At 59.1% G+C, this 16180-nt stretch carries 19 protein-coding genes and 3 pseudogenes; 9 read left to right on the top strand and 13 right to left on the bottom strand.

The annotated features are described in order from the left end of the window. Positions 1 to 28: 28 nt before the first annotated feature. Together NF78_RS10105 and leuB are read right to left on the bottom strand one after the other, a co-directional pair. Positions 29 to 304, bottom strand: coding sequence for a hypothetical protein (locus NF78_RS10105; protein ID WP_035986015.1), 276 nt, complete (start codon positions 302 to 304; stop codon positions 29 to 31). A gap of 81 nt (positions 305 to 385) precedes the next feature. After that, positions 386 to 1468 carry a 3-isopropylmalate dehydrogenase gene (gene leuB / locus NF78_RS10100; protein ID WP_035989307.1) on the bottom strand — a complete coding sequence of 361 codons (1083 nt, stop codon included), beginning with the start codon at positions 1466 to 1468 and terminating at the stop codon, positions 386 to 388. A 150-nt stretch (positions 1469 to 1618) separates the two neighbouring features. Here leuB and NF78_RS10095 point away from each other — a divergent pair, with 150 nt between their 5' ends. After that, complete coding sequence (locus NF78_RS10095; protein WP_318655460.1) at positions 1619 to 2368, top strand: YqiA/YcfP family alpha/beta fold hydrolase; 750 nt, start codon at positions 1619 to 1621, stop codon at positions 2366 to 2368. A 36-nt stretch (positions 2369 to 2404) separates the two neighbouring features. Continuing rightward, positions 2405 to 3385, top strand: a complete 981-nt coding sequence (locus NF78_RS10090; RefSeq protein ID WP_035986013.1) for an NAD-dependent epimerase/dehydratase family protein — start codon at positions 2405 to 2407, stop codon at positions 3383 to 3385. Positions 3386 to 3480: 95 nt separating this feature from the next. Here NF78_RS10090 and NF78_RS10085 read toward each other — a convergent pair whose 3' ends face one another. After that, positions 3481 to 3729 (bottom strand): Txe/YoeB family addiction module toxin, encoded by a 249-nt coding sequence (locus tag NF78_RS10085; RefSeq protein ID WP_263970576.1) that lies wholly within the window; start codon positions 3727 to 3729, stop codon positions 3481 to 3483. A gap of 11 nt (positions 3730 to 3740) precedes the next feature. Next, positions 3741 to 3965 (bottom strand): annotated as a pseudogene (locus tag NF78_RS10080) (type II toxin-antitoxin system Phd/YefM family antitoxin); the annotation flags it as partial. Positions 3966 to 4239: 274 nt separating this feature from the next. Between NF78_RS10080 and NF78_RS10075 the strand changes: the two are divergent. Continuing rightward, positions 4240 to 4806, top strand: a complete 567-nt coding sequence (locus NF78_RS10075; protein ID WP_035986011.1) for a DUF3038 domain-containing protein — start codon at positions 4240 to 4242, stop codon at positions 4804 to 4806. A 170-nt stretch (positions 4807 to 4976) separates the two neighbouring features. Then, complete coding sequence (locus NF78_RS10070; RefSeq protein WP_035986010.1) at positions 4977 to 6314, top strand: DUF4335 domain-containing protein; 1338 nt, start codon at positions 4977 to 4979, stop codon at positions 6312 to 6314. A 186-nt stretch (positions 6315 to 6500) separates the two neighbouring features. Here the strand turns inward: NF78_RS10070 and NF78_RS10065 are convergent, their stop codons facing one another. The 3 genes from NF78_RS10065 to NF78_RS10055 form a co-directional block, all read right to left on the bottom strand. Then, positions 6501 to 6944: a ferredoxin gene (locus NF78_RS10065; protein ID WP_035986009.1), complete on the bottom strand. Its 444-nt coding sequence runs from the start codon at positions 6942 to 6944 to the stop codon at positions 6501 to 6503. Between the two features lie 95 nt (positions 6945 to 7039). Further along, positions 7040 to 7432: a DUF1257 domain-containing protein gene (locus NF78_RS10060; protein WP_035986008.1), complete on the bottom strand. Its 393-nt coding sequence runs from the start codon at positions 7430 to 7432 to the stop codon at positions 7040 to 7042. 44 nt (positions 7433 to 7476) lie between these two features. Next, complete coding sequence (locus tag NF78_RS10055; protein WP_035986007.1) at positions 7477 to 7692, bottom strand: DUF2997 domain-containing protein; 216 nt, start codon at positions 7690 to 7692, stop codon at positions 7477 to 7479. A 917-nt stretch (positions 7693 to 8609) separates the two neighbouring features. Here NF78_RS10055 and NF78_RS10050 point away from each other — a divergent pair. Continuing rightward, positions 8610 to 9095 (top strand): VOC family protein, encoded by a 486-nt coding sequence (locus tag NF78_RS10050; RefSeq protein ID WP_035986006.1) that lies wholly within the window; start codon positions 8610 to 8612, stop codon positions 9093 to 9095. A 303-nt stretch (positions 9096 to 9398) separates the two neighbouring features. On the opposite strand, the pseudogene NF78_RS33450 reads toward NF78_RS10050, so the two are convergent. Further along, positions 9399 to 9509, bottom strand: a pseudogene (locus tag NF78_RS33450) (photosystem II q(b) protein); the annotation flags it as partial. Between the two features lie 87 nt (positions 9510 to 9596). Beyond that, a complete protein-coding gene (locus NF78_RS10045; protein WP_072016038.1) occupies positions 9597 to 10163 on the bottom strand; it encodes a VOC family protein in 567 nt (188 codons plus the stop codon). On the opposite strand from NF78_RS10045, the pseudogene NF78_RS10040 reads away from it, so the two are divergent. Continuing rightward, positions 10101 to 10505 (top strand): annotated as a pseudogene (locus tag NF78_RS10040) (AAA-like domain-containing protein); the annotation flags it as partial. The gene NF78_RS10045 and the pseudogene NF78_RS10040 sit on opposite strands and share 63 nt — an antisense overlap. Before the next feature lie 590 nt (positions 10506 to 11095). Here the strand turns inward: NF78_RS10040 and NF78_RS10035 are convergent. Continuing rightward, positions 11096 to 11485 carry a c-type cytochrome gene (locus tag NF78_RS10035; RefSeq protein WP_035986005.1) on the bottom strand — a complete coding sequence of 130 codons (390 nt, stop codon included), beginning with the start codon at positions 11483 to 11485 and terminating at the stop codon, positions 11096 to 11098. A 258-nt stretch (positions 11486 to 11743) separates the two neighbouring features. Between NF78_RS10035 and NF78_RS10030 the strand changes: the two genes are divergently transcribed. Together NF78_RS10030 and NF78_RS10025 are read left to right on the top strand one after the other, a co-directional pair. Beyond that, positions 11744 to 12463 (top strand): hypothetical protein, encoded by a 720-nt coding sequence (locus tag NF78_RS10030; RefSeq protein ID WP_035986004.1) that lies wholly within the window; start codon positions 11744 to 11746, stop codon positions 12461 to 12463. Positions 12464 to 12686: 223 nt separating this feature from the next. Beyond that, positions 12687 to 13574, top strand: a complete 888-nt coding sequence (locus tag NF78_RS10025) for a bile acid:sodium symporter family protein (RefSeq protein ID WP_035986003.1) — start codon at positions 12687 to 12689, stop codon at positions 13572 to 13574. Between the two features lie 190 nt (positions 13575 to 13764). On the opposite strand, the gene NF78_RS10020 is transcribed toward NF78_RS10025, so the two are convergent. Beyond that, positions 13765 to 14133 (bottom strand): phage holin family protein, encoded by a 369-nt coding sequence (locus tag NF78_RS10020; RefSeq protein WP_197064809.1) that lies wholly within the window; start codon positions 14131 to 14133, stop codon positions 13765 to 13767. 248 nt (positions 14134 to 14381) lie between these two features. Further along, positions 14382 to 14906 (bottom strand): hypothetical protein, encoded by a 525-nt coding sequence (locus tag NF78_RS10015; RefSeq protein WP_035986001.1) that lies wholly within the window; start codon positions 14904 to 14906, stop codon positions 14382 to 14384. A 182-nt stretch (positions 14907 to 15088) separates the two neighbouring features. Between NF78_RS10015 and NF78_RS10010 the strand changes: the two genes are divergently transcribed. Beyond that, positions 15089 to 15958 carry a DMT family transporter gene (locus NF78_RS10010; RefSeq protein WP_035985999.1) on the top strand — a complete coding sequence of 290 codons (870 nt, stop codon included), beginning with the start codon at positions 15089 to 15091 and terminating at the stop codon, positions 15956 to 15958. Here the strand turns inward: NF78_RS10010 and NF78_RS32945 are convergent. Next, positions 15955 to 16089 carry a hypothetical protein gene (locus tag NF78_RS32945; protein ID WP_263970540.1) on the bottom strand — a complete coding sequence of 45 codons (135 nt, stop codon included), beginning with the start codon at positions 16087 to 16089 and terminating at the stop codon, positions 15955 to 15957. The genes NF78_RS10010 and NF78_RS32945 overlap by 4 nt on opposite strands. Positions 16090 to 16180: the final 91 nt, after the last annotated feature.

Genomic DNA, 16180 nt, shown 5'->3' with positions numbered 1-16180 from the left:
GGGCATTGGAGGCTATTGATGACAGCCCCTAATGCAGCCCTGGCTCGATCTGGTTGATGGGGACAAAGCACTCGTTGGGCAACAGCACCGGGCGATCGCCAAAGATCAGCTTGCCCCGGTGGGTCTTGGTGCTGATGGCAATGCCGATGGGGCGCTGCACATCTTCAGGGTGCACTTCGTAATAGGTGCGGTAAATTTGCCGGGCCGACTTCAGCAGGGCCGGATTGAGCGCCGTGGGCAGGGCACCGGCATCGGGTAGCTGGGTTGACTGGCTGGGGGAAAGGGGTTGCTGTAGACCGTACACGGCTCACCTGTGCGCTTATAGACAGACTCTAATCGATCTTTCCAGGGGCGGCAAATTCTAGAAGGGCTTCTAGAAGGAACTTTACGCGAGGGCACGCAGCAGGGCTTCGCCCATGGCCTTGCAACCCACCTGGGTCATGTTTTCAGCCATGATATCGCCAGTTCGATAACCCTGATCTAAGACTTTTGTCACGGCTTGCTCAATGCGATCGGCGGCGGCGGGCAGATCGAGGCCGTAGCGCAGCATCATGGCAGCGCTCAGCACCTGGGCCAGGGGGTTGGCCTTGTCCTGTCCGGCGATGTCGGGGGCCGACCCGTGGACGGGTTCGTAGACCCCCGGCCCGCTGGCCCCCAGACTGGCCGAGGGCAGCATACCAATGCTGCCGGTCAGCATCGCCGCCGCATCGGAAAGAATGTCGCCAAACAGGTTGCCGGTGACGATAGTGTCAAACTGCTTGGGCCAGCGGATCAGCTGCATGGCGGCGTTGTCCACATACATGTGGGTGAGGGTGACGTCGGGGTAGTCGGCGGAGAGGGCGGTGATGCGATCGCGCCACAGCTGCGACACCTCCAGCACGTTGGCCTTATCCACCGAGCACAGCTGGCCCTTGCGCTTCTGGGCGGTTTCAAAGGCGACCCTGCCAATGCGATCGATCTCGCCGTCGGTGTAGGCCATGGTGTTGACCCCCCGCTTTTGCCCCGTCTCGGTTTCAAACACCCCCTTGGGGCTGCCGAAGTAGATGCCTCCGGTGAGCTCCCGCACCACCATAATATCTACGCCCTCCACCACCTCGCGCTTCAGCGACGAGGCATCGATCAGCTGGGGCAGAATGGTGGCCGGACGCAGGTTGGCAAATAGCTCCAGCCCGGCCCGCAGGCCCAGCAGACCGGTTTCAGGTCGCTGGTGGCGGGGCAGAGTATCCCACTTGTAGCCCCCGATCGCAGCCAGCAGCACCGCATCGCTGCCCTTGCATGTCTTCAGTGTATCCTCCGGCAGCGGCTCTCCGGTTTCATCGATCGCCGCCCCACCAATCAGCGCCTGCTCAAACTCAAAGGCCAGATCCATCCGGCTGCCCACAGTTTTGAGCACATCCACCGCCACCGCCATAATCTCAGGGCCAATACCGTCACCGGGCAGCAGCGTAATGCGATAGGTCGAAGTCATAGCGTCGGAAGAAATGTGATTTACCGTAGGGTGGGCACCGCCCACCAGTCCCTTGGCGTCAGGAATCCCTAGCACGCCGATTCAATATCATACCCCCAGGGGCCAACCCCTCCCCAACCATTTCCCAGGTAGCCCCATCCATACAATTCGTTGATTCCCATCCCCCCATTCCCCATCCACCCGCCTACCCGCCACCTGCCCACCCATTCACCCACCACCCATCCACCCGCCTACCCGCCAACCCGCCACCCGCCCATGCCCCACTACCTCTACCTCCACGGCTTCGCCTCCAGCCCCCGCTCCGCCAAAGCCCAGGCCATGAAAACCCGGTTTGCCGCCCTGGGAATTCCTCTGGTCATCCCCGACCTCAACCAGGGCGACTTTGCCCACCTCACCCTCAGCCGCCAGATTCAGCAGATCAGCGCCCTAATTTTGTCCCAACCCGAACCCACGGTGCTAATTGGCTCCAGCCTCGGGGGCCTCACCGCCGCCTGGGTGGCCCAGCAGGTCACGATTACCGAACGGATCGAAAAACTGGTGCTGCTGGCCCCTGCCTTTAACTTTCTGCAGCAGTGGCTGCCCCGCCTCGGCCCTGAAGCCCTTGAAGCCTGGCGCACCACAGGCACTCTCTCGGTCTACCACTACACCGAGCAGCGACAGATCCCGCTCCACTACCGCTTCATCACCGATGCCCAGGGCTACCGCGACGAGGACCTGCGAGCCAGCATCCCCACCCTGATTCTCCACGGCACCCGCGATGAAACCATATCCATAGAAGCCAGCCGCACCTATGCGGCCAAGCGCCCCTGGGCCAAACTGATCGAACTCCCCAGCGACCACGCCCTAACGGACGTGGAGCCAGAGATTTGGCAATATACTCAAGCGTTTCTAAACCTTTGAGCTTCACCAAATAATGGATTTTTTGAGAGGTGAGCGATGAACATCTTAATCCTAGGTGGCACGTCATTTACTGGGCCACACACAGTGCAGCACTTGGTTGAGGCCGGTCACCAAGTCACTGTTTTCCACAGAAGCCTTTCTAGTCGGCTTGCAGACGCTATTAACCAAATTCAAGGCGATAAGGCCGATCTGGCTGATTTTGCAGATCAGTTCCGCGCGGCCAAACCCGATGTCGTCATCAACATGATTTGTTTCACAGAAAGCGACGCGCACCTTTTTGTGAATACCTTTAGTGGCCTGGTTCCCCGTGCAGTGATTATTAGCAGCGCTGATGTGTATCGCGCCTACGGGCGGCTGCATCGCACTGAGCCTGGCTTCCCGGATCCCGTACCACTTACCGAAGACTCTCCCCTACGGGAAAAAATCTCTATCGATGGCGAAGGCTACAACAAAACTGCCGTCGAACGAATTGTGGCAAATACCTCTGATTTGGCCACGACGGTATTGCGTTACCCGGCTGTCTACGGCCCCAATGATGCCAAAAACCGCTTATACCCATTCCTCCGCCGTATGGATGATGGTCGTCCCACTATTTTGATCGAAGACGTGATGGCGAACTGGCGCTTTACCCACGGCTATGTCGAAGACGTCGCCTATGCAACGTTTCTAGCGGCAACCCAAGAGCAAGCTATAGGGCGTATTTACAACGTTGGGCAACAGGACATGCCGCCCTGGGGAGAGTGGATACGGCAAATTGGAGCAGCAGCGGGATGGACAGGTGAGGTGGTGCCGCTACCACGCCAAAAACTGCCTGCGTTTTTAAGGTGGGACGAAGATTTTGCCCAGGACTGGCTGATGGACACCACGCGCATTCGCCAGGAGCTGGGGTACTCAGAACGAGTGACATCCAGTGAAGCACTGCGACGTACGATTGATTGGGAGCGAGCTAATCCGCCTGGGAATATTGACCCCGCAGAGTTTGACTATGCCGCAGAGGACAGGGCACAGCCTGCGTGATCCCAACTTTGGCAGCAGGTCAAACCCTAGCCCCATGGCACGAGATTTGGCAGCATACTCAGGAATTTTTAGGCCTTTGAAGAGGCGATCGCAATTTACTCATAATGAGTCCACATCCGCAGAATTTTGACTGTGTGCTCGTCCTCAACCACTTCGTAAACTAGCCGATGCTGAATATTGTTGCGCCGCGAATAAGCTCCGGCCAAGTCTCCCACCAGTTTTTCGTAGGGCGGCGGGTTTTGAAACGGATCAGCTTGAAGCACATTGAGGAGGCCCTGGGCCTTTTGTTTAAGATTGCTAGCAGCCAGCTTTTTGACATCTTTTTGAGCTTGTTTTGTGAACACTAGCCGCCAACTCACCAGTCAAGCTCTCCATCGCAGGCGTCGGTAGGAGTAGCCAGCCCTGTTTTAATTGATTCCCGCATGCCGGGCACAGACAGTAAATGGAGCGTTTCTTGAATACTGGCCCAGTCTTCTTCAGACAGCAGCACAGCATTGCTGTCGGCCCCAGCGATCACAATTGGCTGGTGAGACTGGGTCACTTGATCGATGAGGTGCTGTAAGTTGCGGCTCTTCCGGGTTCAGGGTGATAAGCTCGGCTAATATTCAGGCGCAGCAAGGCTTTCAGCGAATGCAGGGAAAGTAAAATGTATCAGCCAGCACACTTTTAACCACAGATCCGGAAGAGCCTAAGTTGCTTTGCGCCTCTGTCAACGGCCACTGTGCCATCGGGTTTCTGCCTCACTGGGTTTCTTCTAGTTTAGCGATCGCAGCGTATCGGTAAACCCGTTTCAAGAACTGCAACCCCCGTGCCACAATTAGCCCAATCCCTTAGGTTAGTAACAGGGCAGCCCGGTGGAACCGTCTTCCCTCAGCGAGCACAATTCGGCCTATCCCGCGCCGACTCCGCGCCAGTTGCACAGCATCAAAGCCCAGCTCGACCTGGTGCTGCTGGCGCTAGAAGCCCTTACGGGCCTGGGGTCCGATGCCATGCTGGCGGCGGCTGAAACCCTGGGGGTATCGGACTTGCTGAGCGATCGCGTCAACCTGTGGCGCTTGCGGCAGGCCAGCCCCCTGCGCAAGGGCCAGGGCCGCAAAAAGCTCGACGTCGACGAAGCCCGCGCCCTGGTGCTGGTCAGTTGCCATCTGGCGATCGCCCACCGCGACACCATTCGCCAGGCCGTGGCGCGGTTAGAAAAGGCCCTCGCCCAGGGGCTGCCCCCCCACCGCACCGCCCAGCTCGGCGACTACCTCGACGCCTTCAGCAATGCCTACCAGGACCGCATGGAGGGCGACCAGACCGCCACCACCGACGAGATCAACAACCTGGGCCTAAAGCTGCTGGTGGATTTGCTGTTCTACAGTGGCTCCGGCGGCAGCCGCAAACTCTGGGTGGCACTGCTAGAGCGAGCGGGGACTTGACGAAAATTTTGGCTTTTGGCCTGGCGATTTAAAATTTGAGCCGCTGTAGGTGGGCACCGCCCACCATTTGAGAGCACCAGTCTACGAGGACATTCTCCAACCACCAACCCAGCAACGTTTAACCCCTGCTCTTTGCCTTGTGAACGGATACCCTCACCCGCCTGAAGTCCATGGCCCCAATCGCCACCGTCACCTCCTACGAATACGCCACGGGCAGCTGCACCCTACGGCTGGTGGGCGAGCTTTCGCCCCTGAGCCAGGTCACGGGTCGCCCGGTGCTGGGGCGATCGCGCTTTGCTCTGCAAATGTATGGTGAAGACGCCACCATTGCGCCTGAGGCCACGACTAACCAGGCCATCATCTTCGAGGTCAGCGGCCGGGAGCCGCAGTTTTCGGCTCTGACGGAGCTGGTGCAGACCTACGTGCAGCGCTATCTCAATGCTGATGCCCTGACTAGCGGAGGGGCTGTATCTCAGGGCAGCAACGCACTGCAATCGGTGGGCCTGACTCGACACCGACTCACGCTGGCCTCACCCCCAGAGCCGCCCCAAACGGTAGAACTCTCAACCCTACAGCTGGCCGACCTAGCCGATGCCCTGGAGCAGGCCGAGGGCAATCTGCAACTTATGCCTGACGTTCCCACTGTGGCCCGCCGCAGGCGGCCCAGGCTGCCGCTCTGGATCGGCTCTGTGGCGGCGGTGGGAATTGCGGCCCTGCTGGGCAACCAGTTTTTGACTACGGCCCCCGGCCCAGTGGTGCTGTCGCCCAGCGAATCGCAAATCTCGCGCGAATCGGTAGATCAACTGCCCAGCGCCCCTGAGCTGTCCCTGGAGGAGGCAAGTCCCGCCCCGGACACCCCTATGGCCGATACCGCCGAATCGGCTCCGACGACGGGCGAAGCGCTGCCGGCCCCCGTTACGACGGCCCCCACGGTGGCGGCTCCGCTGGAGAGCCCCGCTGATGCCACGCCTCCCCAGGTTTCGCCCCAGCCTTCCGCCACCCCAGCACCCGCTGGCGGCCAGTCGTCCACCCTTCCGGCTGCACCCGCCCCACCCCGGACGGCCAGAGCCGGGGCACCCCAGCCTCAACCTTCTGCGGCTGGCCCAGACACAGACACCGCCGCCGAGTCAGCCCCAATGCTGGCCAGCCCAGCACGGGAGGCGCCTCCCGGCGGCCCAGAAACCTTCGACGCCGAGCCGGGGATTGCCGCGGCCACAGCCCCCGACACCGCCCTAGACTGGATCACGGCGCTAACCGCGGCCCTTCAGCAGCAGTGGCGACCGCCCGCCAATCTGGCGGCCCCCCTGCGCTACCGCCTCACTCTGGCGGCAGACGGCACCATCGAGGCACTAGAACCCCTGAACAGCTTCTCTTCGGCCTACCAGGGCAACCCCACGCTACCCCAACCAGGTGATCTTATCGCCGGGGTTGCCCGCCGTGCCCCCACAACGGTAGAAGTGCAGTTTTTGCCGACGGGTGAAGTGGTAGTCGTGCCCCCAGGACGCTAGTATTGCCTGGCAGAAATATGGCCACCGTTGTGGGGGTGGCAGGTTTCGGGTGTCAGGTGCCAAGAATGGTGGGCTGACTTGTGCCTCAGGGTACTAGCCGATTGGTGAGCTCAGGCGTGGCAACGCTAATGGTCAGAAGGTTTTGACCAAATGTTTTGGCCAGAATTGATGATGGGTCCTGGCCTTCTAGGACGACTGCGATCGCTCGTTCTTGCGTCTGGCCTTACGCATATGGGACACCGCCATAGCCTTGTCTACAGGGAAGCCAGCCACCGGAATAACCTGATGCTTGCGATCGCGCTCTAGCTGCTTCAGCTCGGTGTAGTCCACCCAGTGAATGCAGTCGACCGGGCAGGTGTCAATCGCCTCCTGGATGATGTCCTCAGAATCGCCATCCTGACGGTAGACCCGGGACCTACCGTAGTCAGGCTCAATGTAAAAGGTATTGCGGGCCACGTGGGCGCAGTGCTTGCAGCCTATGCAGGTGATTTCATCTACATAGACGCCCTTCTGGCGCAGCTGGCCACCCAGTTCTGGCTCCAGTCCGGTGCGATCGCTGGCCTGACGCAAAGTTCCGCCCAGCTCTGGCTCAAAGCCGGTTGCATTGGGCTGCCCGTCAAAATGTGTCATTGTGCTATGCCATGGGTGCTTCAAGACGCCCGTACCACGGGCAAAAACGAAGAAAGGGGCCAAGCAGCCCCTCTCCAAGCCAAACGGTCAGCGCTTTAGCCGTTCCAGCGCTGAACCACCAGCCGCACAGAACCATCCTCACGCACCTGCTCCTCCGATACCTGGAAGCCCTGACGGGAGGTCTCGGACAGCACGGTGTTGTAGGCGTAGCGCTGGGTCACCTGGCGCAAAAAGCCCTCCACCGTCAACGGCTGCTGCCAATACTGGAGGTCAGCCACTAGCTCATAGTCACTGGTTTCGGGGTTGCGGCGAAAACCGATGTCATAGCCGTTTGACTGAGCAATCACCACATCAGCGGACTGAGTCTGGCCCTGGTAGCCCCGCACCTCGCAGGGGCCAGCCTTCCAATCGGCTCCCAGATCATCTAGAGCCAGCTTTAGAGAGTCCAGGTTGCGGATTTTAGTTTTGATTTGGCTAAAGTGTGACATTTTCTGCGCGTGGTATGAGGACTATAGAAATTGAAATTGAAAATCTACCATTGGCTGTAGGCTGTCTTGGCCGAAACAGTCTCGGCGGCCGATTGTTCATTCTGTTGGGCGAAGTACTCAGAGGTGGTTTGCTGGGTCAGAACAACACCCAGCTGAGATTCAATCGCCGCCGTAACCTCGGCGCAGGAAGCACCCACAATGCCGGTCACCGTTTCCTTAACTCGCCCATCGGGGTAAATAATGAACTCTAGCGTTTCCATAGGAGTGTGGGTCTCAACACCATTGATGCTGGCTTCAGGCGTGGCGGCTACAGGAGTCCCAGCACCCATAAGCTCAGGCTGGCAAAAGCCAAGTTAATTAACCTGATCCTAATTGAGCGAAGGGTCCGTAGTCTGCTACCTTTCATTACGAAAGTCAATGTGCTGCATTGATTCGGTGAGCGGTCGCATCTATTAGATGTAGTTTCGCGTAACTTTTAAGAAGCGTCAAGACAACTTTAGTTACAGATTGCATCACTTTTGGCCTTCTAAAAGCCATTGCAGCCCCTCTCTCAGGGATGGGATATTAAGAAAAATAAAGCCTAGTACAGTTGGCCTCGGGCGGCATACCCAATTGATACAATCTCAGCCCCCTTGCGACTCTTCCAGCCCCCTACCCTTGCCGCCCTATCGTTCTTCTAAGCCCTCAAGCAGCATTACGCCCTCAGGCAGCGTTACAGTCGGGTAATTGGATTTGAGCAACTAAACTTTTGCCTCCCATCCAAAGCCCCGCTCGCGTCGCTTTTGAGACTGCAACTCTTTGCATCATAGGTGAGCCTTGTCCACCCTCAACAGTCATATAAGTAAGCTTGGTTGCGCCAGCGAAACCCTTAATACCTCCATCTCTTAGGGTAGGTTGCTTGAAACAAGTGGGACCCATCCCTAGGGCAGAACCTGAGCCCTGTTGGTGTCTGCTACCGCCCCATTCCACCTGTAGGGTATTGGATTCTCGACGTTGTGCCAGTCAACCAGGTAAACTCCAGCACCTGTGAGCGGTTTCCTGCGCCAACCCAATTCAAGGCAGGTCTGCGATCGCCCCGCAAATATAAGTACCCATGATCTACTCACCGCATTACAGGTACAATTAAACCACTCAGCAGGGTGAGACAGCGCCTGCCCCATCTCCTGGGAGACATCACATGGTGAAGCCAGCCAAGACCACTATTTGCCTTTGGTACGATGGTGACGCCGAGGAGGCGGCGCAGTTTTACGCCCAAACCTTTCCTGACTCCTCCGTTGATGCGGTACATCGTGCCCCGGGAGACTATCCCTCCGGCCAGCAAGGAGATGTATTGACCGTCCAGTTTACCGTGCTGGGCATCCCGTGCCTTGGGCTCAACGGCGGGCCTACCTTCAAACACAGCGAAGCCTTCTCGTTTCAGGTCGCAACCGCTGACCAAGCCGAAACCGATCGCTACTGGAACGCGATCGTAGACAACGGCGGCCAAGAGAGCGCCTGCGGCTGGTGCAAAGACAAATGGGGACTGTCCTGGCAAATTACGCCCACAGTCCTAACCGACGCGATCGCCAACCCCGATCCCGCCTTAGCCAAGCGCGCCTTCGATGCCATGATGCAGATGCGAAAGATCGACATTGCTGCGATCGAGACGGCCTGTCGGGGTTAGGAAACCTGTTACCAACATGGAGACGCACCAGCTTTTATAGCGATGGCCATTGCGCTTAGGGCATTGGCCTCTTCCAAAGGCAAAAACTGGGGCGGCGCAATGGCGTATAGCCATCGATTTAGGGGCATTGGTCATGTCCTAACGGTTCTGTCGATGGCTATAACAGCCTTTTGGCGGGCAATGGTAGCTTCAAGTGCCACCGCTTTTAGGCAGGACTTGATGTAGCGATCGCAGATCATCCCGAATCCCAAAAAAGCGCCCCCGGTCGGGAGCGCTTTTTCTCAATCAATGGACTAGCAGAGACTAGCCGATGATTTCAGGAGCCTCAGCAGCGGCCAGGTCCAGCGGGAAGTTGTGAGCATTGCGCTCGTGCATCACTTCCATACCCAGGTTGGCGCGGTTGATCACGTCCGCCCTCGCTTGCGGGTTGGCTCAGACATGGCAGCGCTGACAGTAAACGGTTTTTAGCCAGACTTGACCACCCGCCCTGGCCCTTCGCGGCTAGACCAGGCTGCCCCGTTTTAGTTGTTCGCGCTCGATCGCCTCAAACAGGGCCTGAAAGTTGCGTTCGCCAAACCCCTGGGCCTGCACGGCTTCCTCCTGCACCTGCACCACCTGCCGCTGGATCAGCTCGAAGAACACCGTTGGAATGTTCAGCAGCGGCTGAGTAAAGGTTTGCAGCAGCCGCGCCTGGGGCCGATGCGGTTCCCAGTCAACCAGAATTTCCAGCTGGGCGATCGCCGCCTCGCGCTGACGCAGCCAGTCCCCCTCCATGTCGTCCTGGGTCGAATACCCCGGTCGCCGCCGCAGCGTTTCGTAGTAGCTGGGGGGCACCGCCAGAAACCGCACGCCCCCGGCCCGCAGCTGCCCCACCGTCTGCACAATGTCGGTGGTGTGCAGGGCCACATGCTGCACCCCGCCCCCCCGGTTGTGGTCCAAAAACTCCTGTACCTGGGAGTTGGCGGTGGCGGGCTCGTTGATGGGCAGCTGGGCCTTGCCCTGGGGGTGGGCCAGCACCTGGCTGCGCAGCCCGGAGTGGGGGGTGTCGACCTGCTGCGCTTCTGGCACGAGCGCTCCAAAGACAGCAGCCCCTGGCAGCGGCTGCGGCTGGTGCTGGTCTACGACACCGACAGCTACGTCGCCCTAAATCTCGACGTTTCCCCCTTCAACGTGGGCCACTCCGTCCGGCTGCCGCCCTTTACCCTGGCCCAGTTTCTAGAGCTGGGTCGCCGCTACGGGCTGCCCACCATCGACGCCCCCCGCCAGCGCTTCACCCTGGAGGCCCTCTACCGGCTGATCGCGGGCCACCCCTACCTGGCCAATCTGAGCTTCTACAGCCTGGCCCAGGGGGAACAAGCTGCCCCCGACCTGCTGAACAGCGCCACCACCCCGGCCAGCATTTTCCACAGCCACCTGCAGGAACTCTGGGCTCAACTGCGGAAAAATCCAGCGGTGTTGGCCGCCTGGCAACCAGCCCACGTACAGGCGGTTCTCGGTGCTGGTGACCCACTGGCAAAACTGCTCCCACAGGGAGGCGCTTTCGCGCCGCTGTAGAGTCGTGGTCATGATGTATTAGTCCTTGGTATTTATAGTTTCAAGGCCATGGGGCAAACCGTGTAGATTTGTGACCCATGTGAGTACACTATACCGTAGTTATGGAGTTTTGTAAACAAAAATTCCCGCAGGGGTTAATAATTCTCGCCTGCTGACGCTGGCTATCCTGGGTGCAACTAGGGCTAAACCCCTGGCCGTGCGGTCAATTCAGGGAAACTGAGAAATTGGGGTCGTGGGGCTGAAGCCTCGCGTTTGTGAGAGGCGATCGCCAGCGAAAGGCCTTAGGAGACCTGCAAATCTCATAAACTTTGTAACAATCGGTGGGTTTAAGGTCAGGTCAGGGGGCGATCGCCAGGGACTGTAATTGATTGCTATGAACGGCTTTAGGACCAATGCCCAGGCCCCTAGTCCCAGTCCAGGGTTGCAAAGCGTGCTCAGCTCGATTCTTAAAGGCGTTCCAGGTAATTCAGCAGATCGGCCATATCCTGCGGCTCCGGCTGAAACTGGGGCATGGGCGGGGTCTGACCACTGATCACCTGCCGGATCAGGGCCACCTTGGTTTTGTGGTCGGAGACGCCGACCAGCTTGGGTCCTACTTCTCCGGTCGCCTCAATACCGTGGCAGACGGCGCAGTTCATTTTAAAGATGGCCTCCCCCCGGTTGCCGTTGCCATCCAGCGACAACACCGTGTGGATATAGGGATCGGCTGCCTGGGAGTAGCGGACGGCAACGACGCTCAGGACGACCGCCACCACGAGCGCTACCGCAATCAGTGCAGCCTTCTTTAGCAGGCTGCTGAGGTCTTCAGTCTGCTCGTCTAAGGTCTCTGGTGCCAAGGTGATGAAATGTATCTTCAACTTAATGTTACGTACTTTGAAGAAGCTCCGCTCAGTTTGCCACAGAATCTTAAGGATTTGGTGGGGGCGAGCGATGGTTTGGTTCAGGAATTGTTCGGGCGAAATCGGTGCTTGAGACCTTGGGTCTGGGGTAGTACCGTTAGGGAGGTGTGACCCAGTGCAGATGTTGCTCTTTGGGTGCTGCTGCTGGGGGGATTTTTCGCCGTCCGGGCCTGCTTTTCTCACTACTAAATTGCCATGGCTTCTTCCTTTGAAAGTGCCCCGGAGTCTCCCGGCTCTCAGGATTCCCAAACTGACCATTTTTACTCCACCTTTGTGGTGGAGTACATCGTGCCCGAGGGGCGGGCGGCGGAAGCGGTTTTTCGGCGGTGGTATGGCCAACTGGTGAAGGCGGCCAGCCAGTTTGACGGCTACACCCGCAACGATCTCTGCCCCCCTCTAGACTGCGGCGACGGGGTGGTGAAGTGGTACTCCATTGTCCATTTCAGAACACCCGCCGAGTTGAATGCCTGGCTGAAGTCAAGCGATCGCGCTCAGCTTCTCCAGCAGGGGCAGGATGCCTTTTTGGCCTACCGCTACAAGTCGTTTACCACTGGCCTGGAGGGGTGGTTTTCCAACCATACCGGCGGGGCTGAGCAGCACAGCCTCGGCCCACCCCCCTGGAAACAGGTGCTGGCGGTGGTGCTGGGGCTCTACCCCACCATCATGCTCCAGGGCATGGTTTTCAGCGCCCTGGGCATTATGCAGTCGTGGCCCATGGCCACCTCTCTGGTAATCAACAACTTGATTACCTCGTCAATTTTGACCTGGGTAGTGATGCCCCGCATCAGCCAACTGCTCAGCTTTTGGCTGCATCCAGCCTACCGACTGACGGCTCTACAAACCAACCTGATCGGGGCGGGGCTGGTGGTTGCCGCCCTGGGCTTCATGGCCAGCCTGTTTACCTATTTGACCTAATGCTTAGTCAAAAAAATAATGACGGGAGGTGTGCCTTAGGGTTCACGGTTCACGGTAAGCGGTTTAAGGCGAGCCGTGTACCGTGAACCGTAGACCGACAACCCCGTTAACCCGTCCCATTTAACTTGACTGACTACTAGCCCAGCCACCGCCCTCTAGGAGCCGATTGATTTAAAGCGAGTTGCCCCAATACACTACTTGCAGCAAACCAGCGGGTACAGCAATGGAATCGAGCTTTTTGACGGCGGTATTTTTGCCCCTGGCCCTGTTTGCGGTCATGCTGGGCATGGGGCTGGGGCTGAAGGTTGAGGACTTTACGCGGGTGCTAGTGTATCCAAAGGCCGTAATCGTGGGGCTACTGGCACAGCTGGTGATGCTGCCTCTGTTGGGCTTTGGGCTGGCGTCAATGTTTCCGCTGAGCCCAGAGCTGGCGGTGGGGGTGATGATTTTGGCGGCCTGTCCCGGAGGGCCAACCTCAAACCTGATCACCTACCTGGCCCGGGGCAACGTTGCGCTTTCGATTACGCTGACCGCCCTCAGCAGTCTGATCACGGTCTTCACCATTCCCCTGGTGGTCAACCTGGCGATGGGAGCGTTTATGGGAGAGGCGGCGGGCCTGCGGCTGCCGTTCCTGGCCACGGTTATTCAAATTGCCGTGATCACAGTCATTCCGGTGGCCCTGGGCATGGCCCTGCACCACTATCGTCCCCTGCTTGCCGCTCGGGTGGAGCGCGGTGTGAAGTGGCTGTCTCTGGCACTGCTGGGGCTGATTATTGCAGGCCTGCTGGTGCAGCAGCGCGCGGTCGTCCTCGGCTTTTTTGCCCAGGTGGGCCTGGTGGGCCTGACGCTCAACCTGGCGGCAATGGCCCTGGGCTACGCTGTGGCCCTGGCCGCTCAGCTAGACCAGTCCAGCGCTACGGCGGTCACCGTGGAGGTGGGCATGCAAAACGGCACCCTGGCGATCGCGATCGCCAGCGCCCCCACCCTGCTCAACCAGCCAGACCTGGCCATTCCGGCGGCCATCTACAGCCTGATAATGTTTGCCACCGGGGGGGCGTTTGCCGCCTGGGCGATGCGGCGCGGCGATCGCGAGAAAACCCTAATCGGTTAGGGGTGCCAGGTTTGAGGTGTACGGTTTACGGCGATCGCAAACTGTACCTCTTAAACCCTGCACCCCAGCCGGTTCAATCAAGTCCTACCTCAGTTTGTAGGTTAAGTGGGGCGATACCAGCAATCAATAGGGCTTGCAATTCCTGGGGTAAACTCCACTGCACCAAACTATTTTTGGCTCTGATGCTGCCCTAGACCGCCATCAGGCCCACCGACTGCAGAATAAAGTTGAGAATAGAGCTGATAATCGCCAGGGCGATCGCGCCCAGAATGGCGCTCCAGATCCCGTAGCGGAGGCGGAAACCCTCGATCAGCCAGGCGGCCAGGCCAAACACGATGATGGCCCCAATCAGCGGAATCAGGCCCAGGCTGATGATGGCAAAGAAGCCGCGCACCGCACCGGGGAAGAAGCCCCAAAAGCCGTTGAATGCGCCAATGATGGCACCGCCCAGTAGCGCTTTGATCGGGCTGTCGATCTCAACTCCGATGGGGGGAATTTTGGAAATGATCAGCAGGCTGATAGCCAGAATAACAACGCTAATTAAAAATCCGATCAGCATGGTCGTTTCTCCTCACACAAATAGACGATGGGGTTAGAAAGCATCACAGATTGGGGAATTTACCCCACAATTCTGAGATTATCGGCCATAAGGTAGCATTAGCTACGGTTTTTTCTACTTTCTCAAGAAACTAGATTGGGGCCCTAAGCCAGGTTGGGCTGGCTTTCGCCGGGGCATCGGGGCAGGGTCAAAAGGGCGGAGGGCCAAGATCAGGTGGGCGTAGAGGGTAGCCCAGGACCTGAGCGGCACTACAGCCCCAGGGCTTCGTCCATTTTTCTGAGCATGTCGTTCTCTTTGTCGCTAATCCGGCTTGACCCAATTCCCATGATGCCGCCCTCGCGGTGGGCTTCAGCGACTTTGGTAGCCACCGACAGGAGCCACTGCTTGAATTCAGCGGCCTGCAACCCGGTTACCTTGGTGTCCAGAAGGGCGGCAACCTTTTGCAGGTGGGCGATCGCATAGTCCCGCCCCTCCTTGGAGGTTTTGAAGGTTTGAATCAGGCCCAGCAGCTCAAACTGCTTTTTGAGCATCAGTTGCTCACCGGCCAGGGGGTCGGCGGCATCCAGCTCGGCGATGCCAGCCAGCAGAGCGGGAGCCAAATCGCCGCCCACGTCGGTACGCTGGGCTTCCTCCGCCACAATCGCTATCCCCGACTTGACCTCCTGCAAGAACGAAACCGGATCTACGCGATCGGCCAGGCAGATGCCCATCACCGCCTGCATGGGGGCCTGAATCAGCGCTGACCACTCTTCGGCGGTAAAGTTTTCTCGCATACCGTTACTTACCCTAATCCCGCAGATATGCCTAAACCATATCGGCAAAATATATGAAAATGCTAAGGTTAACCAAGGCTGATGAACCGGCAGCGCCAGGGGCAAAGCCCGGCTATAACCCTGGTTTTTGGGCAACGGCGATCGCCCGGCTAGACTAGTTCAGAGTTTTAGGCTACTGGTCCATGGCTCGCCCTAGCACCGCCCTGTGGCAGGTTCACGCATCGGTTTTTTTGTTTGGGCTGTCGGGGCTGTTTGGCAAGTTTTTGGCCCTGCCCGCCACGGCGATCGTGCTGGGGCGCACCGGGTTTGCCACCCTGGCCCTGGGGTTGGTGCTGGCGGTGGGGCGGCAGGCGGTGAAGCTGCGATCGCTCCGAGACGGGCTGGGCATGGTGCTGCTGGGGGGGCTGCTGGCCTTCCACTGGGTCAGCTTTTTCCACAGCATTCAGCTGGCAACGGTGGCGATCGGGCTGCTCACCTTCTCCAGCTTTCCGGTGTTTGTCACGGTGCTGGAGCCGCTGCTGTTTAAAACCCCCTGGCGCTGGCGGGATGGGGCGATCGCGGCGCTGGTCGTCCTCGGCGTGGCCCTGGTGATTCCCGAATACCGGCTGGGGTCAGATACCACCCTGGGAGCGATCTGGGGACTGCTGTCGGGGCTGTCCTTTGCGCTGCTGCAGCTGCTCAACAAAGGCTACCGAAAGCGGTATGGGGCAGTGGCGATCGCCTTTTACCAGGACCTGTTTGCCTTCCTCTGCCTGCTGCTGGTCACCCCCCTGGCCAGCCTGGCCCTGACACCCCAGGACCTGGGCCTGCTGCTGGTGCTGGGGGTGCTGTGTACCGCCGTCGCCCACACATTATTTATTGAGAGTTTGGCGGTGCTGCGAGCCCAGACCGCTAGCGTGATCAGCGGCCTGGAGCCGGTCTACGGCATTGCCCTGGCGGCCCTGCTGCTGGGGGAAGTGCCCGTCCCCCGCACCCTGGTCGGCGGCGCGATTATTTTGGGCACCACCCTCTGGGCCAGCCTGCCCGACAAGAGCCTGGAGGCCCCGCCCTAGGTCTGGGCCGCAAAGTCGTGGATAAAGGTCCGCTGGGCGACTACGCCAAGGGCCCCGGCGTGGACGCTCTGCACCGTGGCGATCGCCGCCTCAGCGCTGTAGCCCAGCCGCACCAGACAGGCCGCCACCACCGTCCCCGTACAGTCGACTGACTTCTGCTGCAGAGTAATAACCGTTAGGACAGGATACTGCTCAATATATCAATTTTTATTGATGTATACT

It is taken from the genome of Leptolyngbya sp. KIOST-1 (genome assembly GCF_000763385.1).
Lineage (GTDB): Bacteria > Cyanobacteriota > Cyanobacteriia > Phormidesmidales > Phormidesmidaceae > Nodosilinea.
The sequence above is the reverse complement of the archived record's forward strand: the minus strand, read 5'-3'. Positions and strand labels throughout refer to the sequence as shown.